At 58.9% G+C, this 22,782-nt stretch carries 18 protein-coding genes and 1 pseudogene; 12 read left to right on the plus strand and 7 right to left on the minus strand.

Translation table 11 applies throughout. The annotated features are described in order from the left end of the window. Window positions 1-46: 46 nt before the first annotated feature. The 7 genes from AC2GXZ_RS18785 to AC2GXZ_RS18815 all read left to right on the plus strand — a co-directional run bounded on the left by AC2GXZ_RS18785 (window position 47) and on the right by AC2GXZ_RS18815 (window position 8,491). Window positions 47-1,141 carry a lactonase family protein gene (locus tag AC2GXZ_RS18785; RefSeq protein WP_483760709.1) on the plus strand — a complete coding sequence of 365 codons (1,095 nt, stop codon included), beginning with the start codon at window positions 47-49 and terminating at the stop codon, window positions 1,139-1,141. A gap of 315 nt (window positions 1,142-1,456) precedes the next feature. Continuing rightward, complete coding sequence (mctS, locus tag AC2GXZ_RS18790; protein WP_483760710.1) at window positions 1,457-2,845, plus strand: two-component system sensor histidine kinase MctS; 1,389 nt, start codon at window positions 1,457-1,459, stop codon at window positions 2,843-2,845. After that, window positions 2,845-3,486 (plus strand): two-component system response regulator MctR, encoded by a 642-nt coding sequence (gene mctR / locus AC2GXZ_RS18795; RefSeq protein ID WP_483760711.1) that lies wholly within the window; start codon window positions 2,845-2,847, stop codon window positions 3,484-3,486. Before mctS ends, mctR begins: the two co-directional genes overlap by 1 nt. A gap of 119 nt (window positions 3,487-3,605) precedes the next feature. Continuing rightward, window positions 3,606-4,154: a TRAP transporter small permease subunit gene (locus AC2GXZ_RS18800; RefSeq protein ID WP_483760712.1), complete on the plus strand. Its 549-nt coding sequence runs from the start codon at window positions 3,606-3,608 to the stop codon at window positions 4,152-4,154. 15 nt (window positions 4,155-4,169) lie between these two features. Next, window positions 4,170-5,786: a TRAP transporter large permease gene (locus AC2GXZ_RS18805; RefSeq protein ID WP_483760713.1), complete on the plus strand. Its 1,617-nt coding sequence runs from the start codon at window positions 4,170-4,172 to the stop codon at window positions 5,784-5,786. A gap of 56 nt (window positions 5,787-5,842) precedes the next feature. After that, the gene (locus AC2GXZ_RS18810; RefSeq protein ID WP_483760714.1) at window positions 5,843-6,958 is read left to right on the plus strand and encodes a TRAP transporter substrate-binding protein; all 1,116 of its coding nucleotides are present in this window, start codon (window positions 5,843-5,845) and stop codon (window positions 6,956-6,958) included. A 663-nt stretch (window positions 6,959-7,621) separates the two neighbouring features. Next, a complete protein-coding gene (locus tag AC2GXZ_RS18815) occupies window positions 7,622-8,491 on the plus strand; it encodes an IclR family transcriptional regulator (protein ID WP_483760715.1) in 870 nt (289 codons plus the stop codon). A 100-nt stretch (window positions 8,492-8,591) separates the two neighbouring features. Here the strand turns inward: AC2GXZ_RS18815 and AC2GXZ_RS18820 are convergent, their stop codons facing one another. The 6 genes and pseudogenes from AC2GXZ_RS18820 to AC2GXZ_RS18845 form a co-directional block, all read right to left on the minus strand. Further along, window positions 8,592-9,545 carry a 2-hydroxyacid dehydrogenase gene (locus AC2GXZ_RS18820; RefSeq protein WP_483760716.1) on the minus strand — a complete coding sequence of 318 codons (954 nt, stop codon included), beginning with the start codon at window positions 9,543-9,545 and terminating at the stop codon, window positions 8,592-8,594. A gap of 14 nt (window positions 9,546-9,559) precedes the next feature. Beyond that, on the minus strand, window positions 9,560-10,708 hold the full coding sequence (gene dgoD / locus AC2GXZ_RS18825) for a galactonate dehydratase (RefSeq protein ID WP_483760717.1): 1,149 nt from the start codon (window positions 10,706-10,708) through the stop codon (window positions 9,560-9,562). A 36-nt stretch (window positions 10,709-10,744) separates the two neighbouring features. Next, a complete protein-coding gene (locus AC2GXZ_RS18830) occupies window positions 10,745-11,395 on the minus strand; it encodes a bifunctional 4-hydroxy-2-oxoglutarate aldolase/2-dehydro-3-deoxy-phosphogluconate aldolase (protein ID WP_483760718.1) in 651 nt (216 codons plus the stop codon). 27 nt (window positions 11,396-11,422) lie between these two features. After that, window positions 11,423-12,736 (minus strand): annotated as a pseudogene (locus AC2GXZ_RS18835) (MFS transporter); the annotation flags it as partial. Window positions 12,737-12,755: 19 nt separating this feature from the next. Continuing rightward, window positions 12,756-13,748 (minus strand): 2-dehydro-3-deoxygalactonokinase, encoded by a 993-nt coding sequence (locus tag AC2GXZ_RS18840; protein ID WP_483760719.1) that lies wholly within the window; start codon window positions 13,746-13,748, stop codon window positions 12,756-12,758. A gap of 312 nt (window positions 13,749-14,060) precedes the next feature. Continuing rightward, window positions 14,061-14,972, minus strand: a complete 912-nt coding sequence (locus AC2GXZ_RS18845) for a LysR family transcriptional regulator (RefSeq protein ID WP_483760720.1) — start codon at window positions 14,970-14,972, stop codon at window positions 14,061-14,063. Between the two features lie 289 nt (window positions 14,973-15,261). Here AC2GXZ_RS18845 and AC2GXZ_RS18850 point away from each other — a divergent pair, with 289 nt between their 5' ends. From AC2GXZ_RS18850 to AC2GXZ_RS18860, 3 genes are read left to right on the plus strand one after another with little or no spacing between them, the layout of a single operon-like run. Then, window positions 15,262-16,722, plus strand: coding sequence for a c-type cytochrome (locus AC2GXZ_RS18850; RefSeq protein WP_483760721.1), 1,461 nt, complete (start codon window positions 15,262-15,264; stop codon window positions 16,720-16,722). Between the two features lie 49 nt (window positions 16,723-16,771). Next, a complete protein-coding gene (locus tag AC2GXZ_RS18855) occupies window positions 16,772-17,299 on the plus strand; it encodes a sugar dehydrogenase complex small subunit (protein ID WP_483760722.1) in 528 nt (175 codons plus the stop codon). 12 nt (window positions 17,300-17,311) lie between these two features. Next, complete coding sequence (locus tag AC2GXZ_RS18860) at window positions 17,312-18,946, plus strand: GMC family oxidoreductase (protein ID WP_483760723.1); 1,635 nt, start codon at window positions 17,312-17,314, stop codon at window positions 18,944-18,946. Window positions 18,947-19,128: 182 nt separating this feature from the next. Here AC2GXZ_RS18860 and AC2GXZ_RS18865 read toward each other — a convergent pair whose 3' ends face one another. After that, complete coding sequence (locus AC2GXZ_RS18865) at window positions 19,129-19,818, minus strand: GntR family transcriptional regulator (protein ID WP_483760724.1); 690 nt, start codon at window positions 19,816-19,818, stop codon at window positions 19,129-19,131. Between the two features lie 243 nt (window positions 19,819-20,061). Here AC2GXZ_RS18865 and AC2GXZ_RS18870 point away from each other — a divergent pair, with 243 nt between their 5' ends. Together AC2GXZ_RS18870 and eno are read left to right on the plus strand one after the other, a co-directional pair. Then, the gene (locus AC2GXZ_RS18870; RefSeq protein ID WP_483760725.1) at window positions 20,062-21,471 is read left to right on the plus strand and encodes a glycerate kinase type-2 family protein; all 1,410 of its coding nucleotides are present in this window, start codon (window positions 20,062-20,064) and stop codon (window positions 21,469-21,471) included. After that, entirely contained in the window at window positions 21,461-22,780 is a 1,320-nt protein-coding gene (eno, locus tag AC2GXZ_RS18875) for a phosphopyruvate hydratase (protein WP_483760726.1), read from the plus strand. The genes AC2GXZ_RS18870 and eno overlap by 11 nt, the downstream gene beginning before the upstream one ends. Window positions 22,781-22,782: the final 2 nt, after the last annotated feature.

The following is a 22,782-nucleotide window of genomic DNA, read 5'->3' on the forward strand; positions in this document are numbered from 1 at the left end:
CGGGGATAGCCGATGTTTTTCGCTCCAACCCAGACAGAGAAAACAGATGACAGTGCATGGCGACGGGCAGGGGACATCTACTCTTATCATTGGCAGCTACACACATTCCCTGCCGCATGTCCTAGCGAAAGGGAATGGGATCTCGATCCTGAAAATCGACGGTTCATCGGGCCGGATCGAGGCAATCGAAACAGTCTCGGATGTCTGCAATCCCACATATCTGACCATGTCGCGCGACGGTCGCACGATTTATAGTGTCGAGGAACGGGACGAGGCAGATGGCGCCGGCGCTGCCATTCTCCAGCGGGAGGGTGCAGCAAACAAATTGTCGGTCGTCGATCGCTTACCCGTTTTCGGTGACGCACCCTGCCATGTCTCTCTCGACGAAGACGGCAGGTGGTTATTCATCTCCAACTACCAATCTGGAAATCTCGTTGCCTATCCGCTCGGCGTCGATGGCCGGCCAGCGGGTGAGGGCATCGATATTCGTAGAAGCGGCAGCGGGCCGAATGCCGAGCGGCAACAAGGTCCGCATGTTCACCAGGCAACGGTTTCGCCGGATGGCCGTCATGTTGTGATCTGTGATGCGGGCACAGACGAGATCGTTCGTTACTCCATTTCCGAAGGCTTCGTCGAAAAACGTCCGGATTCTGTGGCTCAAGCAACGCCCGGTGCATTGCCCCGGCATCTGGTCTTTTCCAGAGATGGAAGGCATGTCTTCGTCCTGAACGAGCTGGGCTGCACGGTTGCAAGTTATGCCTATGGGCATGGCTCGATGAATCCGATCGCTGAGGTCTCGACTTTGCCCGCCGATTTTGCCGGCACGTCAAGCGGCGCCGCTATCCGTCTGCATCCGCAGGGACGCTTTCTTTATGTCTCCAATCGTGGCCATGACAGCATCACCGCATTCAAGGTCGAAGAGAGTAACGGCTCGCTTGAGCCGATCGGCTGGTATGAAACGAGGGGAAAGACACCCCGCGATTTTGCGATAGATCCTGACGGCACTTTCCTCGTAGTTGCCAATCAGGACAGTTCGTCACTCGCCGTCTTCTCCATCGATCCGACGACCGGCGTCCTTGCGCCATTGGGAGATATCTACGAGATCGGAACACCGGTCTGTGTTCTCTTCGCCAAGGAGTAGAGGAGGGGCTCCACAACGTGATCAGAATTTCCGGAAATGGGAGCATGTCGGAACTGAAGCTGAGTGTGAGTTTGGCATAAAGATCGCATAAGATAGCTTATGGAACTTGTGAGACTGGTGACAATTCCTGGAAGAAGCATTCTGTGCAGACGTGATGATCCTTGCCTGCATATCTGCTGATGACCTGAGCTTTCCGCAGCCTCGATATCGCAGCCTTCGGACACCGGGATTCGAGCGGGTGCGGATTGCGTCATGGCTGACAAATCGTGTTAGGACTGTCGTTCGTTTTTGAGGCTGGCTTTGGAGGAGGTTGGCGTGCAACTCCGTCATCAGATTATTGCGCTTGCGATCGTGCCTCTTATCGTCGCCATCCTGACGGTGACGGCCTTTATCACCCGGCAGTCTACCATACTGGCTCAGAGCAGCATCGACACTTTTGAGCGAAACCTGCTCAAGGCCAAGGAAACGGAACTGCTCAACCTGACGAACCTTGCCTTGTCGGCGATCGGGGACGTGTATGCGCATGCCGGTACCAATGATGAAGCGGCCAAGGAGAAGGTCCGGGCTATACTGACCTCGCTTGATTACGGCAAGGACGGCTATTTCTTCGTTTACGACTATGACGGCAACAACATCGTCCATCCTCGCCAGGCATTCAGGCCTGGCCATAACTGGCTGGGTCTCATGGATCCCGATGGCGACCAGGTGATTGCCAATCTGATTGCCAAGGCCAGGGAAGGAGGCGGGCTGCATCAGTATAAATGGGAAAAGCCTTCCTCGGGAGAAATGGCCGACAAGCTGTCTTTTGCCGCCGGACTGGATAAATGGCATTGGATGGTGGGTACCGGCGTCTATCTTGACGACGTCTTCGCTCAGACGGCCGCCACCAAGGCCGGCATGCGTGAGAATATTCGTCGCACATTCACGACCGTCGCGTCGATTGCAGTACCCGCCGTGCTGGTCGTTTTTGCGACCTGCATGTTCATCACCCTGCATGAGAGGCGCCTGGCCGACCGGAGACTGGCGGCCCTCGCCCAACGTGTGATCGATGCGCAGGAGGAGGAACGCACGAGGCTCGCACGCGAACTGCATGATGGCATCTCGCAAAGTTTGATCGGCGTCAGATATTCAATCGATCTTGCCAGTCGTAAGGTGAAAAGCCACGCCGATGACGCGTCGGTGGCCATTGAGAAAGGTGCTGATGCGCTGAATGCGGCGATCAAGGAGGTCCGTCGGCTTTCTCATGAGCTTCGCCCCAGGATTCTCGACGATCTCGGTCTGGCGCCAGCGATCAAGTCGCTTGCAGAAAATTTCGCTGAGAGAACGGGCATCAGCGTTGTCGTCGAGGTGGAGACGCCCGACGTGCTGAAGCCGGAGGCGAGTACCGCAATCTACCGGATCACACAGGAAGCTTTGACGAATGTCGAACGGCATGCCGGTGCTGGCCGGGTTGATATCAGACTGTGGAGCGAGCGCGGGCGAATGCGGATGACGATCACCGACAATGGTCATGGGTTTGATGGATCGCCGGCCGGGCTGCCGCCCGGCTCAGTTGGTGGTCTTGGCCTAAGGAACATGCAGGAACGCATGGCCCATTTCGGCGGGATACTGATCATCAGGTCGTCCGAAACCGGAACGACCTTGACCGCAATGCTGCCGAAATCCGCCAACAGTCGCCTGCGCGAAATGCGGGAGGCGGCCTGATGCCGGATCGGATCAAGGTCGTTCTGGTCGACAATCACCCGCTTGTCCTTGATGGCCTGAAGGCGCTGCTCGAGACCTACTCCCATATCGCCGTCGTCGGCACGGCAGTCCAGGCCGCGGCGGGTATCGAGGAGGCGCGGCGCAGCCGGCCGGATGTCGTGCTGATGGACATCAACATGCCGAAGATGAACGGTATCGAAGCGATCGGACTTTTTAAGAAGGAAGTGCCTGAAACTCAGGTCTTGATGCTCTCCATGCATGATAGCCGAGAATATATTTCGGCATCCGTGCTGCGCGGGGCTGCCGGCTACATCCTGAAAGATGTACCGACCGAGGAAATTGTTGCCGCGATAGAAATGGTCGCCGCCGGTGGTCGTTATTTCTCGGCTGGTGTGTCCGAGGTGCTGATGTCGGGCAAGGCGCTTGCCTCCGGAGACATCCTGACGGCACGGGAGCGCGATATTCTGGCAAAGCTTGCTTGCGGGAAAAGCAACCGAGACATCGCGGAGGCACTGGTGATATCGCCGGCAACGGTCGAGACCCATCGCAAGAACATCAAGAAGAAGCTGGGTATCGCGACGACAGCCGGCCTTACCCGCTACGTGATGGAAAACGGGATATCCTTGCCCGAGGCGAGATGAAACTTACCCATTAGTGGGTAGTTGCCTGCCTTTCTTCTGCCCCTCCCCTTGTTCTGCCAAAATGCCGCACGTAGAAATTGCACCATACCCCGTTCATGACGGGGTTTGGGAGGAATATCATGTCCGGTCTACTGGCGCTGTCGCGTATCATCGACGCGGCAAACACATTTATTGGCAAAGCCGTTTCCTGGCTGATCCTGCTGGCGATCGTCATCAGTGCGGTCAATGCCACAACCCGCAAGCTGTTTAACCTCAGTTCAAATGCCTGGCTTGAAGCGCAGTGGTATCTGTTTTCTGCAGGCTTCCTTGTTGCGGCGGGCTACACTCTGCTCAACAATGAACATGTTAAGGTCGATCTTGTTTACGGTCGCCTCTCGCGCCGGACCCAGATCTGGATCGAGATTTTTGGCACGCTTTTCTTTCTTTTCCCGTTCTGCCTGATCACCATCTACCTGTCCTGGCCGCGTGTGGTCTCCAAGTTCATCAGCGGCGAGATTTCCAACAATACCGGTGGCCTCATTCTCTGGCCGGTCTGGGCGTTGATCCCGCTGGGCTTCGGATTGCTGGCCCTGCAGGGTCTTTCCGAGCTGATCAAGCGCGTCGCCATCCTGCGCGGGCAATTGCCGGACGCGATCGCCATGGCTGATGCAGAAGCACAGACCCTCTAAGGACGGATAACGGCCATGTTTGCATTTTTTGCGGAAAATCTCGCGCCGATCATGTTCGGCTCCCTCATAATCATTCTTCTTCTCGGCTATCCGGTTGCTTTTGCACTTGCCTTCGTCGGCTTCGGCTTCGGTTTTGTCGGCATCGAGATGGAGCTTCTCCCGGTCAATCTTTTCGGTGCCATTCCGGATCGCATCTTCGGGCAGATGTCGAACGAAACCCTGCTGGCGATCCCGTTCTTCACCTTCATGGGCCTGATACTCGAACGAAGTGGCATGGCCGAAGAATTGCTTGATACGATCGGGCAGCTGTTCGGGCCTGTCCGCGGCGGTCTTGCCTTTGCAGTCATCTTTGTCGGTGCAATCCTTGCGGCGACGACCGGTGTGGTGGCTGCCTCGGTCATTTCGATGGGCCTGATCTCGCTACCGATCATGCTGCGCTACGGTTACGATCGCCGCGTCGCGGCAGGCACGATTGCAGCGTCGGGAACGCTGGCACAGATCATCCCGCCAAGTCTTGTCCTGATCGTTTTGGCTGACCAGCTCGGTCGTTCCGTCGGCGATATGTACAAGGGTGCGATGGTCCCCGGCCTTATGCTGGTGGTTGCCTATGCCTTGTACATCATCGTCATGTCGTTTCTTCAGCCGAAAAGTGTGCCGGCATTGCCGATTGAGGCGCGATCGTTGCGAGGCTGGAAGCTGTTCCAGAAGGTTGTCACGTCGCTGGTTCCGCCGCTCGTGCTGATTTTCTTGGTGCTTGGAACGATCTTCATCGGGCTTGCGACCCCGACGGAAGGTGGTGCGATGGGTGCCGTCGGCTCACTCGCGCTTGCTGCCATGAACCGCCGTTTGAATCTCGATATCGTCAAATCCGCGCTTTATGCCACGGTCAAACTGTCGTCCTTTGTCATCTTCATTTTGCTCGGTGCCCGCGTTTTCTCCCTCACCTTCTATGGCGTGAACGGCCACTTGTGGGTGGAGCATCTGATGACCTCCGTTCCGGGCGGTGAGGTCGGCTTCCTGATCGTCGCAAACCTGCTGGTGTTCTTCCTGGCATTCTTTCTCGATTATTTCGAGCTTGCCTTCATCATCGTGCCGCTTCTCGCTCCCGTGGCCGATAGCCTCGGCATCGATCTGGTCTGGTTCGGCGTGATGCTGGCGATCAACATGCAGACCTCGTTCATGCATCCGCCTTTCGGCTTTTCATTATTCTATCTTCGTTCGGTGGCGCCGACGCGCGCCTACAAGGACCGGATCACCGGCGCAACGATCCAGCCCGTAACCTCGGGACAGATCTATATGGGCTCGATTCCGTATCTCCTGATCCAGCTTGTAATGGTCATCGTCGTCGTTACCTTCCCCGGGCTCGTCATGCACTACAAGTCCGCCGCTTCAATGGTGGATCCGAACACGATCCAGATCAATATTCCGATGCCGGGCGGGGATGGCCTCAATCCATTCGGAAGCCCTTCGGCCCCTTTCGGAGCGCCCGGGTCTTCGTCCGAGGGCACGCCCCCGGCACCAAGTTTCGGTGCTCCGCCGCCAAGCTTTGGCGCTCCGGCGCCCACGACCAGCGAGCCGGCGCCACCGAGTTTCGGCGCACCGCCGCCAAATACGGGAACGGCCAATCCGTAAACTAGTCCCGGCGCCGCGGGCGCCGTTTACCGACAGATCAATTGAGGAGGATTGAAATGGAAAAGGACGTAAGCCGTCGCAGTTTCATGACGAAAGGTGCGCTTGCCGGTGCAGCAACGGCAGCCGGTGCGTCACTCGCTGCCCCGGCAGTGGCTCAGAGCCAGCCTTCGATACGCTGGCGGCTGACCTCGGGCTTCCCGAACAATCTCGATACCATCTATGGCGGCGCAGTGGTCATGGCCGATGCACTTTCCACGATCACCGAGGGCAAGTTTCAGATTCAGGTGTTCCAGGCTGGTGAAATCGTTCCCGGCGCCCAGGCAATCGACGCGGTGAAGGAAAACACGGTCGAAATCGCCCATACATGCGGCTATTACTTCACCGGCAAGGATCCGACCTTCGCCATTGGTTCTACCATCCCGTTCGGATTGAACGGCCGGCAGCAGAACGCCTGGCTCTATCATGGTGGCGGGAACGAAGCCTATAACGAGTTCCTGTCGAATTACGGCGTCGTCGGTATTCCTGGTGGTGCGACCGGCGCCCAGATGGGTGGCTGGTTCCGCAAGGAAATCAAGACTGTCGCCGATCTTCAGGGCATCAAGATGCGCATTGCGGGCGTCGCCGGACAGGTCATGGCTCGTCTCGGCGTGGTGCCACAGCAGCTTCCGGGTGGCGACATCTATCCCGCGCTGGAACGCGGCACGATCGATGCGGCCGAGTGGATCGGTCCCTATGACGACGAACGCCTTGGTTTCTACCAGATCGCCAAGAATTATTACTATCCGGCCTATTGGGAAGGCGGGCTGACGATCCACTTCTTCGTCAATCAGGCCCAGTATGCGGGGCTGCCGGATAGCTATAAGGCGGCGCTCGATACGGCCTGCAAGGCCGCCAACATCAACATGCAGGCGTTGTACGACGTCAAGAATACCTCGGCGATCAGATCGCTGGTGGGCAAGGGCGTGCAATTGCGTCCGCTGCCTCGCGACGTAATGGATGCAGCCTATAAGGCTTCCTTCGAACTTTATGCGGAATATAGCCAGAAACATCCGACCTGGGCGAAGATCTACCCTGGCTGGAAGAAGTTCCGCGACGAGAGCTTCGAATGGTTCCGTGTCGCGGAATACAGCTATGACAGCTACATGTATGCTGCCCAGGCTTCGGGGCGGTGAAACGCAGATCACCGCGATCGCTTTGGCTGTCGCGGTGCCATCTTGCGATACGGATCAATTCGCAGTCACGATTTCAGGTCGTTGGCATGCGCCATCATGCCAAGCATGTGTTTTGAAGAGTGGCGGTGCCGCGCGCCATTGCGCTTATCGGCCCGCAAAAGTGCGGCTCTGTTCTATTTCAATTTAATGGGAGAATCGAAAAAGCCTGCCGCGGGAGGAGGTGCAGCAGGCTTTTCGAAATCAATTGAACAGCGACTGGGAGGAGGAGTGCCGCCGTTCCTTCAGGCTTCCCTTGGGAGGAGGAGTGGGGCGCCTGAAACACGAAGCTCTGCGGGAGGAGGTGCATCGCTTCGTTGGAATGATTTATACAGCATTCCCGAACACCAGTTAGTGCCTCTGTCGCAGTACAGCCATGCATGCGCTGCATTGGTGAGGTGAGGCGTGCCTAAATTTGTGCCTTCGGCTTACCAAATGATCGAAACTGCTTTGGGACGATCCATGCAGTGTCCATATCGGTCCGTCACCGTTTCACCCACTGTTGCCGACCGCGCGATTTCCGCACTACCACCGCTAATTGGTCCTCTTCATATAGGCGCCGCCGCCGTCTTGCGATATGACGGATGAAGGCCGGCCCTTGCCGGCTTTGTAAATGGAGAATTGTTTTTGTCGCGTCAGCCCGTCAAGCATGGACATGCCCACATTGATGAGACAGAGATTTCCGCGCGCAGCAAGTCGCCGAGCGGTACGCAGACGCTGCTTCGAGGCCTGTCCCTGCTGGAGCAGGTCGCCCAGGGTGTTTGCGATGTCAAGGGGCTGTCGGAACGTCTCGGCATGCCGCGCAGCACAACCCATAGGGTGTTGAGCAATCTGGTGGCAGAAGGCTACCTTCATCATGTTCCCTACCAGGGCTACACGCTCGGTTACAAACTCATCTATCTCGGCACCCGTGCCCGCGAACAACGTCCCCTCGCCCAACTCGCCCGCCCCTTTCTCGAGAAATTGGCAGAGTTTTGCGGCGATACCATCCATCTGGGACAGATCGAGGGACCGCATGTGCTCTATCTCGACAAGTTGTCGGGGCAACGCGGCCTTGAAATGCGCTCGCGTATCGGCCAGCGCATGCCGCTTGCCTCAACCGGCGTCGGTCGTGCGCTGATGCTCGGCATGTCGGAAGAGCGATGGCTGGAAGTCTATGACGAAGCGGTCCTGCTGCGTGAGCGGACGGTGAGTGAACGCCCTCCCCTTCCGCCCTGGTCCGAATATCTCGCAACCATGCGTGATTATCGCCAGCAGGGCTGGGTGATGGAGTTCGAGGAAAATGAAGTCGGCATCCGTTGTGTGGGTGCACCCGTGCGCGACGTAAATGGTGAAGTGGTCGCTGCCGTCAGCATAGCCAGTGCCAGCTTTCATATGTCGGAGGCACGCATGCTTGAACTGGGGCCGGTTGTGGCGGCGACTGCCCAGTCGATCTCCACCGCGCTCGGAGAGGCGCCCGCTGAAGTCTGTCCGGTTCCGGTGTCGGGACGCAGGTGATGGAGGCAAGGCCCCGCGCCGGACTGTGGATCTGGCGCGAGGCGGTTGAAAATTCGTCAGTCAGTGTCGGCAACGGTTGCGCGGCCGACGCCGCTTTGCCTCAATAGGGATTGACCGGGGTCTTTAGTGGCTGACCGGAAAAATGGGCGGCGATATTTTCAAAAACGAGATCGCCCATGGCCTTTCGCGTCGCATGGGTGGCGCTTGCCATATGCGGCGTGATCACCACGTTCGGGCGCCCATGCAGTGCTGCCGGCACTTCGGGCTCGCATTCGAAAACGTCGAGGCCGGCACCTGCAATAGATCCCGCATCCAGGGCTGCGATCAGGGCCGTCTCGTCGACCACCGTGCCGCGTGCGATATTGATAAGAATACCTTCCGGGCCGAGCGCCTGCAAAATCTCGGCATCGACCAACGCGCGTGTCTTGTCGCCTCCGTTGACGCAGATGACAAGGAAGTCGACATTGCTGGCAAGCGTCTTGAGATCTGCAGCGAAAGCATAGGGCAAACCCGCAATCGGTTGCCGATCCGTATAGCTGATCTCCATGTCGAAGCCTGCAGCCCGGCGGGCAATCGCCTGGCCGATGCGGCCCATGCCGGCAATCCCGAGCTTGCCTCCGGACACTTTACGGGTCCAGGTGAAGCCGCCGTTTGCCCAATCTCCGCGCTCGACGAAGCGTTGTGCTTCGACGATCTGGCGAGAGGTCGCAAGCAACAGGCCCATGGCCATGTCGGCGACGTCGTCGGTCAGCACGCCCGGCGTATTGGTGACGGCGATGCCGCGCGCCTTGGCGGCCGCGACATCGATGCCATCGTAACCGACGCCGAAATCGGCGATCAGTTCCAACTTGGGAAACTGGGCGATGAATTCGGCGGTTATCACCGATTCACCGTTGACGGCGAGAACCCGGGCGTTGTCGGCCGCCGTCTGGCGCTCCGTATCGTTCAGGGTTTCCCAGTCGGAGAGCGTGCAGGTTTCGTCGATGCGCTTTGCCAGTGCCGGAGGCAGGAAGGCAGCTTTGACGACCATTGCCTTGGTCTTGTCGAACATCATGATTTCTCCCTCATTCACCACTCAGCGACCGAGCCATCGGCCAGCCGCCATACCGGGTTGCGCCAGTCAGGCGCGTCTTTCGAGCGTTCGATAACCAGTTCCTCGTTGACCTCGACGCCGAGACCGGGCCGTTTGTTGGGGTAGAACCAGCCATCTTCGATACGGAAGTCATCCCTATTGGCGACGTAGTCGAACAACTCGGCACCCTTGTTATAGTGGATGCCCATGCTCTGTTCCTGGAACACGGCGTTGTGGGAAACGAAGTCGACGGCGAGGCAGGATGCCAGAGCCAGCGGCCCGAGCGGGCAATGGGGTGCGAGCGCCACATCATAGGCTTCGGCCATTGCGGCGATGCGGAAGCATTCCGAAATGCCGCCGGCGTGGCTGAGATCGGGTTGCAGGATGGAGATGCCGCCGCCTTCGAGCACGCGCTTGAAGTCGAAGCGCGAGAACATCCGCTCGCCGGCGGCAATCGGGATGTGGGTTTGAGCGGCAAGACGCGGGTAATATTCTGCCTGTTCAGCCAGCACCGGTTCCTCAATGAAGAGCGGCCGGAACGGCTCCAGCTCGTGGATCAGCACTTTCGCCATGGGTGCCGCGACACGGCCATGGAAGTCGAGGCCGAATTCGATCGTGTTGCCGAAGGCCTCGCGTATTTCGGCAACGACGGCGACAGCGGCATCGATCTTGGCCGAGCTGTCGATCATGCCCATTTCCTCGCAGCCGTTCAGCTTGAAGGTGTCGAAGCCAATGCCCTGCAAGGTGCGAATATTGGCAATAACGTCGGCTGGCCGATCACCTCCGACCCAGGAATAGGCCTTGATGCGGTCGCGAACGAGGCCGCCAAGCAATTCGTAGACCGGCGCGTCGAGCACCTTGCCCTTGATGTCCCACAGCGCCTGGTCGATGCCGGCAATGGCACTCATCAGGATCGGGCCGCCGCGATAGAAGCCGGCGCGATAAAGCACCTGCCAGAGATCGTTGATCCGGGCGGGGTCCTTGCCGATCAGATATTCGCCGAGTTCATGGACGGCCGCCTCGACGCTGCGGGCGCGGCCTTCGATGACCGGTTCACCCCAACCGGTGACGCCTTCATCGGTCTCTATCTTCAGAAACATCCAGCGCGGCGGAAGGCGATAGGTCGTGAGTTTGGTGATCTTCATTGAAAATGACTCCAGATTGGAAAATGGCCGGCGCGATCACGCGCCGGCTCGTCCGGCTGCAAAGGCCGCCACGAAGCGGCGGGCCTCGGCGGTCAATTCCTGCCAGTTTCCGGCCGCGATCAGGTCGCGGCGGACAAGATTGCTGCCGACGCCGGCGGCATAAGCGCCGGCGCGGGCGAATGCCTCGAGATTGTCCAGACCGACACCGCCAACCGGGATGAGAGCCGCTTCGGCGAATGGTCCCCTGATATCCTTGATATAGCCGGGACCGAGGCTGCCGGCCGGAAACAGCTTCAAGAGGTCGCAACCGAGCCGGTAAGCCTTCACCACTTCAGTTGGTGTGGTGACCGACGGGATCATCAGGCGCTGCCGCTCGTGGACGGCGGCGATCACGTCCGGCTCGAAATTCGGAGCGAGAACAAAATCGGCGCCGGCATCGAGCGCCAGCGTGGCGGATACCGGATTGACGACGGTACCGGCTCCAATCCGCATCCGGTCTCCGAGCGCTGACTTCAGCGCCCGGATGCCCTCGTAGACGGAGGGGCTGTTGCAGGTGATCTCGAACACCTTGACGCCGCCTTCCAGCAGCGCCTGGGCCGTCGGCACCACGTCTGCGGGGGAGAGCCCGCGGGCGATGGCAATGATGCCGCTTTCCCGGATGGTGGCGATAACCTCTTGTTTCAGCATTGGATCAACCTTTCGGAATGTTGATGTTTATGCCTCTGCTTCGATCGGCTTGCGGACGATGAACCAGTAGCAAATGGCCGAGCATGCGGCGATGAAACCACCGCTGATGAAGGCGAGCGCATAGGAGCCGGTGGCGTCGGCGATCATGCCGGTGACCAGCGGTGACAGCGACCCGGCGAAATAACCGCCGAAATTCTGGATGCTGCCGACCGAGCCGACCATCGAGTTCGGAGCGACGTCGCCGGGCAGAGCCCAGCCGTTGGCCGAAAGCGACGACAGCATGGCCATGCCGATGGTCAGCAATGCGAGCGTTCCGCCGAGGCTGGTGAAGAAAGGTGCGATCATCAGCGCAAGGCCGCCGAGCAGAGCCGAAACGGAGATGACGGCACGCTTTGCGTTGAGCGGCGAGGCGACATTTTTGTCGACCAGCCACTTGGAGACGTAGCCGCCGAGGAAGGCGCCGGCGATGCCGCCGAAGAAGGGCACAGAAGCGAGGAAACCCATCGACTTCATGTCGAGGTTCTGCGTCTTCAAAAGATAAAGCGGCACAAAATAGGTGAGGATGTTGAACATCCAGATGTAGCAGAACCAGCCGAGGATCATGCCCCAAACGGTGCGATAGCGAAAGAGATCGCGCCAGCGGATCGGGTTCTGGCCCGCACCCATCACGTCTGGTGTGCCGCCGCCATCGGACTTGATGTAGTCAAGCTCGTCCTTCGACAGCCAGCTCGTCTTTTCCGGCTGGTGATAGGCAAGGATAAGCAAAAGGCCGAACAGGATGCCGAAACCGCCGGCAATATAGAAGAGTTCGCGCCAGCCGAAGCTTACCATCAGATAGACCAGCAGCGGGGGTGCCAGTGCCGGCCCCCATTTGGAAGCGGCATCCCATATGCCGGTGGCGAGCGCCCTCTCCTTCTTCGGAAACCAGGCGGCGGTGATCTTAGCAGCGCTCGGCCAGCATGGCGCCTCGGTGATCCCGAGAACGCCTCGGGCCGCGATCAGGCCGACTTTGGACGAGCAGACACCGGTCAGCGCCGTTGCACCGCTCCAAAGGATGACTGCTCCCGTATAGACGCGCTTGGCGCCGAACTTGTCGATTAGCCAGCCGGCCGGAAGCTGGAACAGGGCGTAGATCAGTGAGAAAATCGTGCCGAGCAGGCCGATATCGGAGTTGCTCAGCTGCAGTTCCTTCATCATTTCCGGTGCTGCGACTGAGAGCGCCGTGCGGTCGATGAAGTTGACCATTCCACCGACCAGAAGGATGGCGACGATGATCCATCTGCGATTGCCGGTACTTTTGGCCGGCGCCGCAGTGTGTTGAATAGACATTTTTCTCTTCCCTTTACTTCTTCTGAATTCCTCAAATCAGTCCGCGGACGCGCGCAATCTCCATGGCGCCCAAGGCAGAAATAGAATGTATTCCATCCGGCACGGCCTCGATCGGGCCGGTGAAATGTGGATCGGCATCCAACAGTGCCATCAGCGCATCACGCAGCCCCGCCTTGCCGGCAACGATGATCCGGCTTTCCGGTGCAACCTTCAGTGAGTGGCTGCTCTTCAGCGCGGCGAGATCGCTCGCAAGCACGGCACCGAGCAGGAAGCTGGCGCGCCCGTCGCGGTCCATATCGCCGAACAGGTCGAGAAGCCGGACGATGAAGGCGGATCTGCCCACGCCCAGACGGGCGCCAAGTTCGGCGCCCTTGAGGAGCGCCCTGCGATCGACCTGCTCGGCAAAACCGTGATCGACCGAGCCGGCGATCAGCGTGTGACGGCTGATGACGTCGAGCAATTCTCCGGAAATAGTGGTGATCGAGCCGGCAATACGGCCGGCATCGTCGATGCCGACGAATTTCGCATGCGATCCGGGCAGGATCAGCACCGCGGGGCCGGTGACGCCAAGAGTGTGCAGCACGCCGATAGCCTCTGTTTCCTCGCCGCGCATGATGTCCATGTCATCGCAATCGTCGATGGAGATCGTGCCAGCCCGGTTTTTGACGCCGGGGATGAGCCAGATCGGTCGGTCGGTAACGCCGGGAAGCTCGACCGACTGCATGCCGGCCGCAAGTTCGGCCTTGCCGGCTGGTGCCGGCAGATGCGGTATCTCGCGCAGACCGTTGTTGGAGGTGATCATACCGGAAGCGAGATAGAGGCATTCCTCGTCCGGGGAAACGTTTGCAGCCGAAAGAGCTTCCGACAAAGCGTCGCCGACGGCGGCTTTCAGCTTGTCGGTGCTGCCTGTGATGGCGGTGTCGCGAACGCCGACCGGCCGACCGGCTTCTCCAACGGGAGAACCGTCGCGCCATGCGACCACGCGCGTGTTGGTGGTGCCCGTATCTAAGGTGGCAATCAGCATAGAGAACCCCTCCCGTGGTTCGAATATAAGACTTGAAGCGCGTCGCGTGTGGGCAATGAACCACAATCGCAAGGCTGTTTGACGGACGCTCTATTGTCTCAAATATTGAGATATGCATCTCATATTTAGATACACCCGCACCAAGCGCTGGTCAAAGGGTAAAACGCCGCGTTGCAACGTGACATTGGGGCGCAGGGTGTGCCGGGAGCGAAAGCACAAGCCATCCAACCGCTGAGATTGGCTGAGGTCGCCATGATGGCGGGGCATTGACGGGGCGGCGGAAGGCCGCCGGCCAGGCACCAAAGCCTGATTTCAAAGGTGCAGCTCGTCGCGTCCAACGCTTTCGACATAATTCAGCAGATGCGCGAGAAGCGCTTTTCCGTAGCGTGGCAGTTGGGCTTCGGACCGGGCGCAGAGAAAGAGTTCGCGTTCGGCCCAGTTCTCGGCAATCGGCAGGGTCCTGTAGCACATGAAACCTGCATATCGCCGCGCGGCCGTTTCGGGGATCACGCCGAGACCGGCTCCGGCTTCAACCATTCTGCAAAGGCCTTCAAATCCATCCATGCGAATGCGGATATGGGATTTGCGTCCGAATTCATTGGCATGTCGATGCAGAAATTGTGAGAGCGCAACGTTCTCGCGCAGCGCAATTTGCGGGTGGCTTAGTATTTCGGAGAATGTCATCGGGTTTGTGATGTTCCACTCCACTGGTGTAACGACCACCAGCCTGTCGGCGACGAAGCGCCAGCGCTCCAGCTTGCTCATGTCGGCAGACGAGGCAACAATGCCGATATCGGCTTCGCCGTTTTTCAGCATGGTGACGGCCTCGAGGCTTGGCTTGTCCTGGATCGTCACGTCAATCTGCGGATTGGCGGTCAGAAATGTGCCGAGTGCCTTTGGCAAGTGTTCGGCAAGCATGTTCGTGTTGGACAGCAGTCTCACCTTGCCGCTTCGGCCGACGGCAAACTCCTCCAATTCGGTTTCTGCCTTGCGGGCATCATCGACAAGCTGCCGGGCCCTTCGCACCAGCATTTCGCCTGCCAAGGTCGGGCGAATACCGCGGCCGGTTCTTTCAAAGAGCTCGAGGCCGAAAGTGTTTTCAAGCCGGCGCAGCCGGGCGCTGACTGCGGCGACGACGACATTGTTTTCAGCCGCTGCCGACGTGAGGCTGCCACCATCGACAGCGGAAACGAAAACCTTGAGATCGGTCAGGTCGAATTTCATTATCGGATTTCACATTTTGTGTAAGCTGATTCTACCAAAAACTGATTTCCAAGGCCAGCGCCGCGACGCTATGACCCAGATCAAGTTGCGCACGCGACACATCGACACGCCCTCCGAAATGCTCATATAGGCCGGTAAGGGAAGCGTTTTCGTCCAAGAATTGCTTCGCCAGGCGAGGTATTATTCCTGATGTGGCCGTTTGCATCGCGGCGATAAGAACCGGTCCGGGTCGTGGGAGGCGATCCTGGTTGGCATTTAATGTTCACGCTTGATGAAAGCTCAGGGGTTTATGCCTACGCCCAATATCACGCCCTCCTCCGTCGGCCACATGTTTATCGCGCCGATCTCGGCTTCGCTTCGAACCGCGCTTCTCTGTCTTGGCACGCTGGCCGCAACGTCCAGCGCCGTTCTTGCTCAAGAAGGTTCCGACCTGGTTGCCCGAGGCCGATATCTGGCGACCGCAGCCGACTGTGCTGCCTGTCACACCGCGCCGCATGGCGGTACCCCCTTTGCCGGCGGTTACGGTATCGATACCCCGCTTGGCAAAATCTTTTCCACCAACATCACTCCTTCGAAAGAAGACGGGATCGGCAATTACAGCGAAGAAGAGTTTGCCCGTGCCGTGCGTGAAGGTGTGGCGAAGGGCGGCAGCCACCTCTATCCTGCCATGCCTTATACGGCGTATTCAAAAATCACCGATGACGACATGAAGGCGCTATATGCCTATTTCATGAATGAGGTGAAGCCGGACGACCACAAACCTCAGCAGACCGAGTTGCCATTCCCGTTTTCGATCCGCAGCTCGATGGCCGTCTGGAACCTGCTGTTTCTCGGCAATGACCGTTTTAAGCCGAACCCGGCAAAGTCTGCCGAGTGGAACCGTGGCGCCTATCTCGCTGAAGCGCTCGAACACTGCAGCACCTGCCACACGCCACGCAATGCCTTCATGGCAGAGAACGAAGGCTCGGCGCTGGGCGGTGGTTCCGTCGGATCGTGGTATGCGCCGAACATCACGTCGGACAAGGTCTCGGGTATCGGCGGTTGGTCCGACGATGATCTGAGCCAATATCTGAAGACCGGTCATGTAGCCGGAAAGGCACAGGCGGCAGGCCCGATGGCCGAAGCCGTCGAGAACAGCCTGCAGCATCTGTCGGACGACGACGTCAAGGCTATCGTCACGTATTTGAAGGACGTGCCGGCGGTCGTATCCGGTGAGAAGCAGTCCCGTAGTGACCTGGGCAAGCCTTCGGTCGAGCTCGAGGCCTCGTTGCGCGGCACGCCTGGGCAGTCGATCGATGAAAACGGCTTCCACGTCTTCAGCGGCAGCTGCGCTGCCTGCCACCAGTTGAATGGGCAGGGTAATGATCATTACCCGTCACTGTTCCACAACACCGCGACCGGTGGAGACCGCGCTGACAACCTGGTCTCGACCATTCTCTACGGTCTGCATCGCACGGTCGGCGAGACGGTAGCCTTCATGCCGGCATTCGGTCCGAATGCATCCTTCACGGATCGCCTGTCGGACCGCGATATTGCCGATGTCAGCAACTATGTGCTGGCCAATTATGGCAATTCTGCCGTGAAGGTGACGCCGGCCGACGTGGGGCGTATCCGCGAAGGCGGCGAGAAACCGCTTATCGTCAAGCTGGCGCCGCTGGCGTTACCAGCCGCCATCATGGTCGCTGTCATCGTCATCGCGGCAATTGTCTTGCTGGTGTTCCGCCGCCGTTCACGTCCGGCCTTCGGCTGAATAGCGTCGCATCTTCCTTTTCGCATTGAACGCTCCATTGGAGATCCTGATGCCTTTCGATCCTTCTTCTCCGGCCATCCTCGGCCATGGTCTTTCACGTCGCAGTTTTCTGCGCACCACCGCTGCTGTCGGCGGATTGGCACTGGTTGCCAATCTGGCCGGTCCCTTGTCTGCCGCTGCCGCGGATGACAAGGCCGCTTCCTTCACACAGCTCTCGGAATTCCTGACAGGCTATAAGCTTGATCCCGTTCTCGGCACCCGCTTTCTGGCAGCCCTGAGGAAGCGGGACGCCAATTTCGACGCCAGCCTCACGGCCCTGTCGCAACTGGTCAAGCAATCCGGCGTGCCGAATATGGACGGCTTTCTGGCCCTCACCGGAACCGATCCGGCGCTGACCCAGACTGCCAACCAGATCGTATCCGCCTGGTATCTCGGCGTAGTCGGCGAGCCCGAGGACCGGGAGCTAATCACCTATGCGGAAGCACTGATGTACCGCCCGACAAAGGGCATTCTTCCCATTCCGACCTACGGTCCCGGCCCGAATGCCTGGGGACCGAAGCCCGGCAGCAAGATCTGACAGGACAAGACAATGGCCAACGATTCATTTGATGCGGACCTGATCGTCATCGGTTCGGGCGTCATGGGCGGCATCGTCGCCGCCAACCTCGCCAAGGCCGGCAAGAAGGTCATCGTGCTGGAAGCCGGACCGCGTGTCGATCGCCGCGAGATCGTCGAAACCTTCCGCAACGCGCCGGTCAAGCTTTCGCTTGCCAATGCCAAGCTGCAAGGCGCTGGCTCCCCCTTCCCCAGCATGCCGTGGGCGCCGTCCACCTATGGCGACTATCTGCAATATGAAGGGCCGGTGAAGTACAGCACGTCCTACCTTCGCGTTGTCGGCGGCACGACGTGGCATTTCGGTTCGGCGCTGTGGCGGATGATCCCCAATGACTTCAAGATCCAGTCGCTCTACGGCCGCGGTCGCGATTGGCCGATCGGTTATGACGATCTCGAACAGTATTACAACAAGGCAGAACTCGAACTGGGCGTGACCGGCGTCGACGGCCAGGACGAAAGCGGCCAGGGCGGTATCCCGATGCCGCCACGCACGATGCCTTTTCCGATGAAGCAGCTGAATTCCAGCTACATGTTCCAGACGCTGGCCGAAAAGCTTTCAGTCGGTGGCTTCAACCCTGTACTGGAGCCGCATGGCCGCGCCTCGCGTCCCTATGGCAACCGCCCGGTCTGCGCGGGCAACAACAACTGCAACCCGGTCTGTCCGATCGGTGCCAAATATGACGGCACCCAGCATATTGACGAGGCCGAGCGGCATGGTGCCAAGGTGCTCGACAATTCGGTCGTCTACAATATCGAGGCAGGCGATGACGGCAAGATCACGGCCGTCTGGTACATGAAGCCGGACGGTTCCAAGCATAAGTTGACGGCGCCATATTTCGTCCTCGCCGCCTACGGTATCGAATCCGCCAAGCTGCTTTTGATGTCGACCTCGGAAAAATATCCGAATGGCATTGCCAATTCCTCCGACCAGGTCGGCCGCAATCTGATGGACCATACGGGCATCAGCATGAATATGCTGACCAAGGAGGACCTCTGGCCGGGCGAAGGTCCGACCGAACTGCTGGTTTATCTCAACCAGCGCGACGGCGAGTTCCGCAAAGATTATCCGAGCTACAAGATCAAGGTCCGCAATACCGTGCCGACCGCCCAGATGACCGAGGGTTTTCTCAAGAAGGGTATCATGGGCTCCAAGCTCGATGAGCAGATCCGCAAATATTCGGCCCGCTCGCTCAACTGGGCGATCGATTTCGAACCGCTGCCGCTGCCTGAAAACCGCGTCACGCCGTCGAAGACCAAGTTCGATGCCCTCGGACTCCCGGTTCCTGTTCTTTATTACAGCGTCACCGACTACTGGAACGCCGGCCGCGACCGCGGTCTGGAGGATCTGAACAAGATCGCCCAGCTGCTCGATGCCGAGGTTTTGTCGACCGACGTCAAGTGGCAGAACCGCCAGCATGTCATGGGTACGACCCGCATGGGCGATGATCCGAAGGATTCGGTGGTTGACCGCGACTGCCGCACCCACGACCACAAGAACATGTTCATCGCCGGTACCAGCGTTATGCCCTCCGCATCCTGCATGAACCCGACGCTGACGGGAGCGGCGCTCAGCGTCCGCATCGCCGAGCAGATCATTCGGGAGATTTGAGATCCGGCGGAAGGGTCTTAAAGGACTTCTACGCCACGATATGAAAAAACAGGCGAAGGCGACATCGAATACGATGCCGCCTTTGCTTTTCTATCCGCTCGAATGTTCGCCGGCTGTGATGTTTGCGTCAGGCCGATGGCGGAGGCGCCGGGTTTGATAACGGCCTGATCCTGGGACCGCGGTCAGGTCTCTGACCGCTTGAGATGCTCGACGAGAAAGGCCCCCTCGCGCTCGTTGTGAGCGGTAGCCGCTGCAGATGCCCCGGCCGCGTCACCGCGCAAAAGCGCATCGACGATCGGAGCGTGCTGTGCGGCAATCTCTTCAGGATCCCCCACCAGACCGTCGCTGGATCGGATATAGATGCGGATCTGATGTTCTATGCGCGCATACTGATCGTCCAGGCGGCTATGACCGGCGAGCGAAACGATCGCTCTATGCAGGTTCATGTCGGCATCCGCGATCGCATTGTGGTCGCCTCCCCTGCAGGCTTCCTTCAACCGCTCGAAAGCGGAGGTCAGTGTCCTGGCGGTGAGGCCAGCCGGGTCGCGATCGCCGCCGATCATTTCCGCAACAAGGCGGCTGGCAAGTGCTTCCAGACTGGCCCGCAGCGTATAAAGCTCCCAGGCATCCTTGGAACTCAGCGTCATGACGGTCCAGCCGGTATAGGGAACCTGAACCAGCAACCCTTCCTGCACAAGCTGATTGAAAGCCGAGCGTATCGTTCCGCGGGAAACTCCGACATGCTCGGCCATCACGATTTCCGTGATCCGCGCGCCCAAAGGAATGACGCCGCCGATAATGGCATCGCGCAATGTATCTGCTGCCTTGGCCTCGGTGCTGCGTTTGTGCACCTTTTCAATCGAGAATGACAACGTCGTGTTCATGGGCGCCTAATTATCAGAAGACTTGAATATTGTCGAACGCAGCACGGCTGCCGAAGCACCGCCTTTAGTAGGGCTGAAGGCAGCTGACAAGCTGAACAGACCATAGCATTCCCGGCGAATTGACTGCAAGCATTGTCCTTTGATCAATTGTTTGACAATCGACTATCGTCAGTCTTAGATTGCAAGGCAGGCGAGCAGCCGGCCCTACCTCCCTTTGACCGCAGTCCGACAATGATCAAAATCCGAAATTCCGCAGACATTCTTTCTTCAGGCGATACGACGTCACGCCGGATCGTGCTGGAAATTGCCGACCGCACGCTGGACCGGCTGGACAGTTACAAACGTATCAGGAGCATCATGCGCATGGAGGGCGGCACGCTCCATATCGGTGCTTGCTCATGGGATCTGGCGGCGAAGCGAAACGTCTATCTTTTCGGCGCCGGCAAGGCCTGCAATCACATGGCGATGGCCGTTGAACATGTGCTGGGCGATCACCTGACGCAGGGCATTGCAATCGTCAAGGTGAGCGAGGATACGGACCGCTTCGACAAGACCGAGGTATTTGTCGGGGGCCATCCCCTGCCGAACGAGGAGGGGCATCGCGCATCGCGCAAGATCATAGACATTGTCGATCAGGCCGGCCCCGAAGACCTCTTTATCGTTGTTATCAGCGGCGGCAGTTCGGCTCTGATGTCCTGCCCGATCGACGGTATCAGCTTGCAGGACGAAATCGACACGACCGACGTGCTGCTCAAATCCGGTGCCGGTATCTACGAGATCAATGCGGTGCGGCGCCATATCTCGGCACTCAACGGCGGTATGCTGGCCAAGCGCATTCAGCAGGTCGGCGCCGAACTCATCGGCTTCGGCATCAGTGATGCGGTGGGGTCACCGGCAACCGGAGATATTTCGGTTCCCTATTCCGCCTACAAGAGCACACCGATCGGTCCGGATGCGACGACACTCGACGATGCGCGCGCGACGATCGTCAACTTCGACGTCGCTGATCGCCTGCCGAAAAGCGTGGTCGATTATCTGATGAACGCGGGGCCGGAAGCCGAGACCCCGAAGGCCTTTCCCCACAACACCTATTTCCTGCTCAACACGCTGCCGGATTCCTGCATCTATGCGAAGGAAATCTGCGGGGAAATGGGCATTCCTGCGGTGATTGTCTCATCTTTCCTGGAGGGAGAAAGTCGTGACGCAGGTATTTTCCTCGCCTCGATCGCGCGGGAGATCCAGGCTTATGGCAATCCAGTCATGGCACCCTGCGTTCTCCTGAGTTCCGGCGAGGTTACTACCCAGATTCTCGATAATGCGGCGATCAGGGGCCACGGCGGCCCCGGCCAGGAGATGACGGTGAGTTTCGCCATCGCGGCGGCTAAGACAAAAGGCGCCTGCCTTCTGTCGATCGACAGCGAAGGCACTGATGGCACCACAAAGGTCGCAGGCGGCATCACCGATTCCACCAGCCTGAAAGCGGCGAGCGACAAGGGTATCAACCTCTATCATTCACTGCGCGAACACGCGTGTTTCGAGGCGCTCGAAGCAATCGGTGCGACCGTCTTCACCGGCAATACCGGCACAAACCTCTGTGACCTCAACATCCTCTATGTACCGGATCCGTCGAATGTCAGATAACCGCCAAGACAGGATCGTTTCGGTCCGCGCGCAGCAGATCATCGACTGCAAGTGCCGACCCGCCGTTGAAGTCGAGATCCGCACGGAAAGCGGTGCGATCGGGCGAGGTGCCGCACCGACCGGGACCTCGGTCGGCATGCATGAGGCCTTCGTACTGAGAGACGGAGACGCCCGCTCCTACAAGGGGCTCAGCGTCCACAAGGCGGTCGACAATGCGCAGGATGTGATTGGTCCCGCCCTTGTCGGGATGAATATCTTCGACCAGCGTATGATCGACGAGACGATGTCAGCTCTGGACGGAACGCCGGACAAGCGCCATCTCGGTGGAAACGCTATCTATTCGGTTTCGATTGCCGCTTTTCGTGCGGCAGCCGATTCCCGCCGCATCCCGCTCTACGAACATATTGCCAGTGGCGAAATCCGCACAGTTCCGGTGCCCTGCTTCAACGTTATCAATGGCGGACGTTCTGACGGCTTCGTGCAGGCCTTCAACGAATTCCTGATCGTTCCTTATGGTACCGACAGCATCGACTTTGCCGTCGAGATGGCCGTGGCGGTGTTTCATGAACTTGCAAATGTGCTCTCCCTCTATCTCGGCCACAAACCGCAGGTCGCCAGTTCCTACGGTTACGCTGCTCCCTCGGAGGATCCAGAAATCCTGCTCGGCCTGATGCAGGAGGCGATAGACAATTGCGGTTTTACCGGGCGGATCGCCTTTGCGCTCGATTGCGCATCGAGTGAGATGTACGATCAGGAAAGCAAAACATATCTGCTGAAGGGCGAGCGGGTCTCTTCCGACGAACTCATCGCCTACGCCAAGACGCTCACCGAAAAATTCGACCTCGTCTTTATCGAGGACCTGCTCGATGAAAATGACTGGGACGGATACATTAAAGCCTCGCGCGAACTGACCCGCACGATCGTCCTTGGCGATGACCTGACGGTGACCAACCGGAACCTGCTTGAAAAGGCGCATCGCATCCACGCTGTCGATGGCTTTATCCTCAAGCCCAATCAGGTCGGTACGATCACCGAGGCGATGGATGCCTACAGGTTTGCCAATGATCACGGCATGATCGCCGTGCCGTCCGGCCGCTCCGGCGGGGTTGTCGACGACGTCGTCATGGATTTTTCCGTCGGCCTGCAGGTTCCGTTCCAGAAAAATGGAGCGCCGCGCTCGGGTGAACGGATCGAGAAGCTGAATTTCCTGATGCGGGCGAATGCGCTCAGCCCTGGATGCCGGCTCTACGACATATCGCCACTCCTCAAGTTTCAGACTGCTCCAGCGCTTCTGCAAAATGCCCGCTAACA

Source organism: Aliirhizobium sp. YIM B11859, assembly GCF_057163345.1.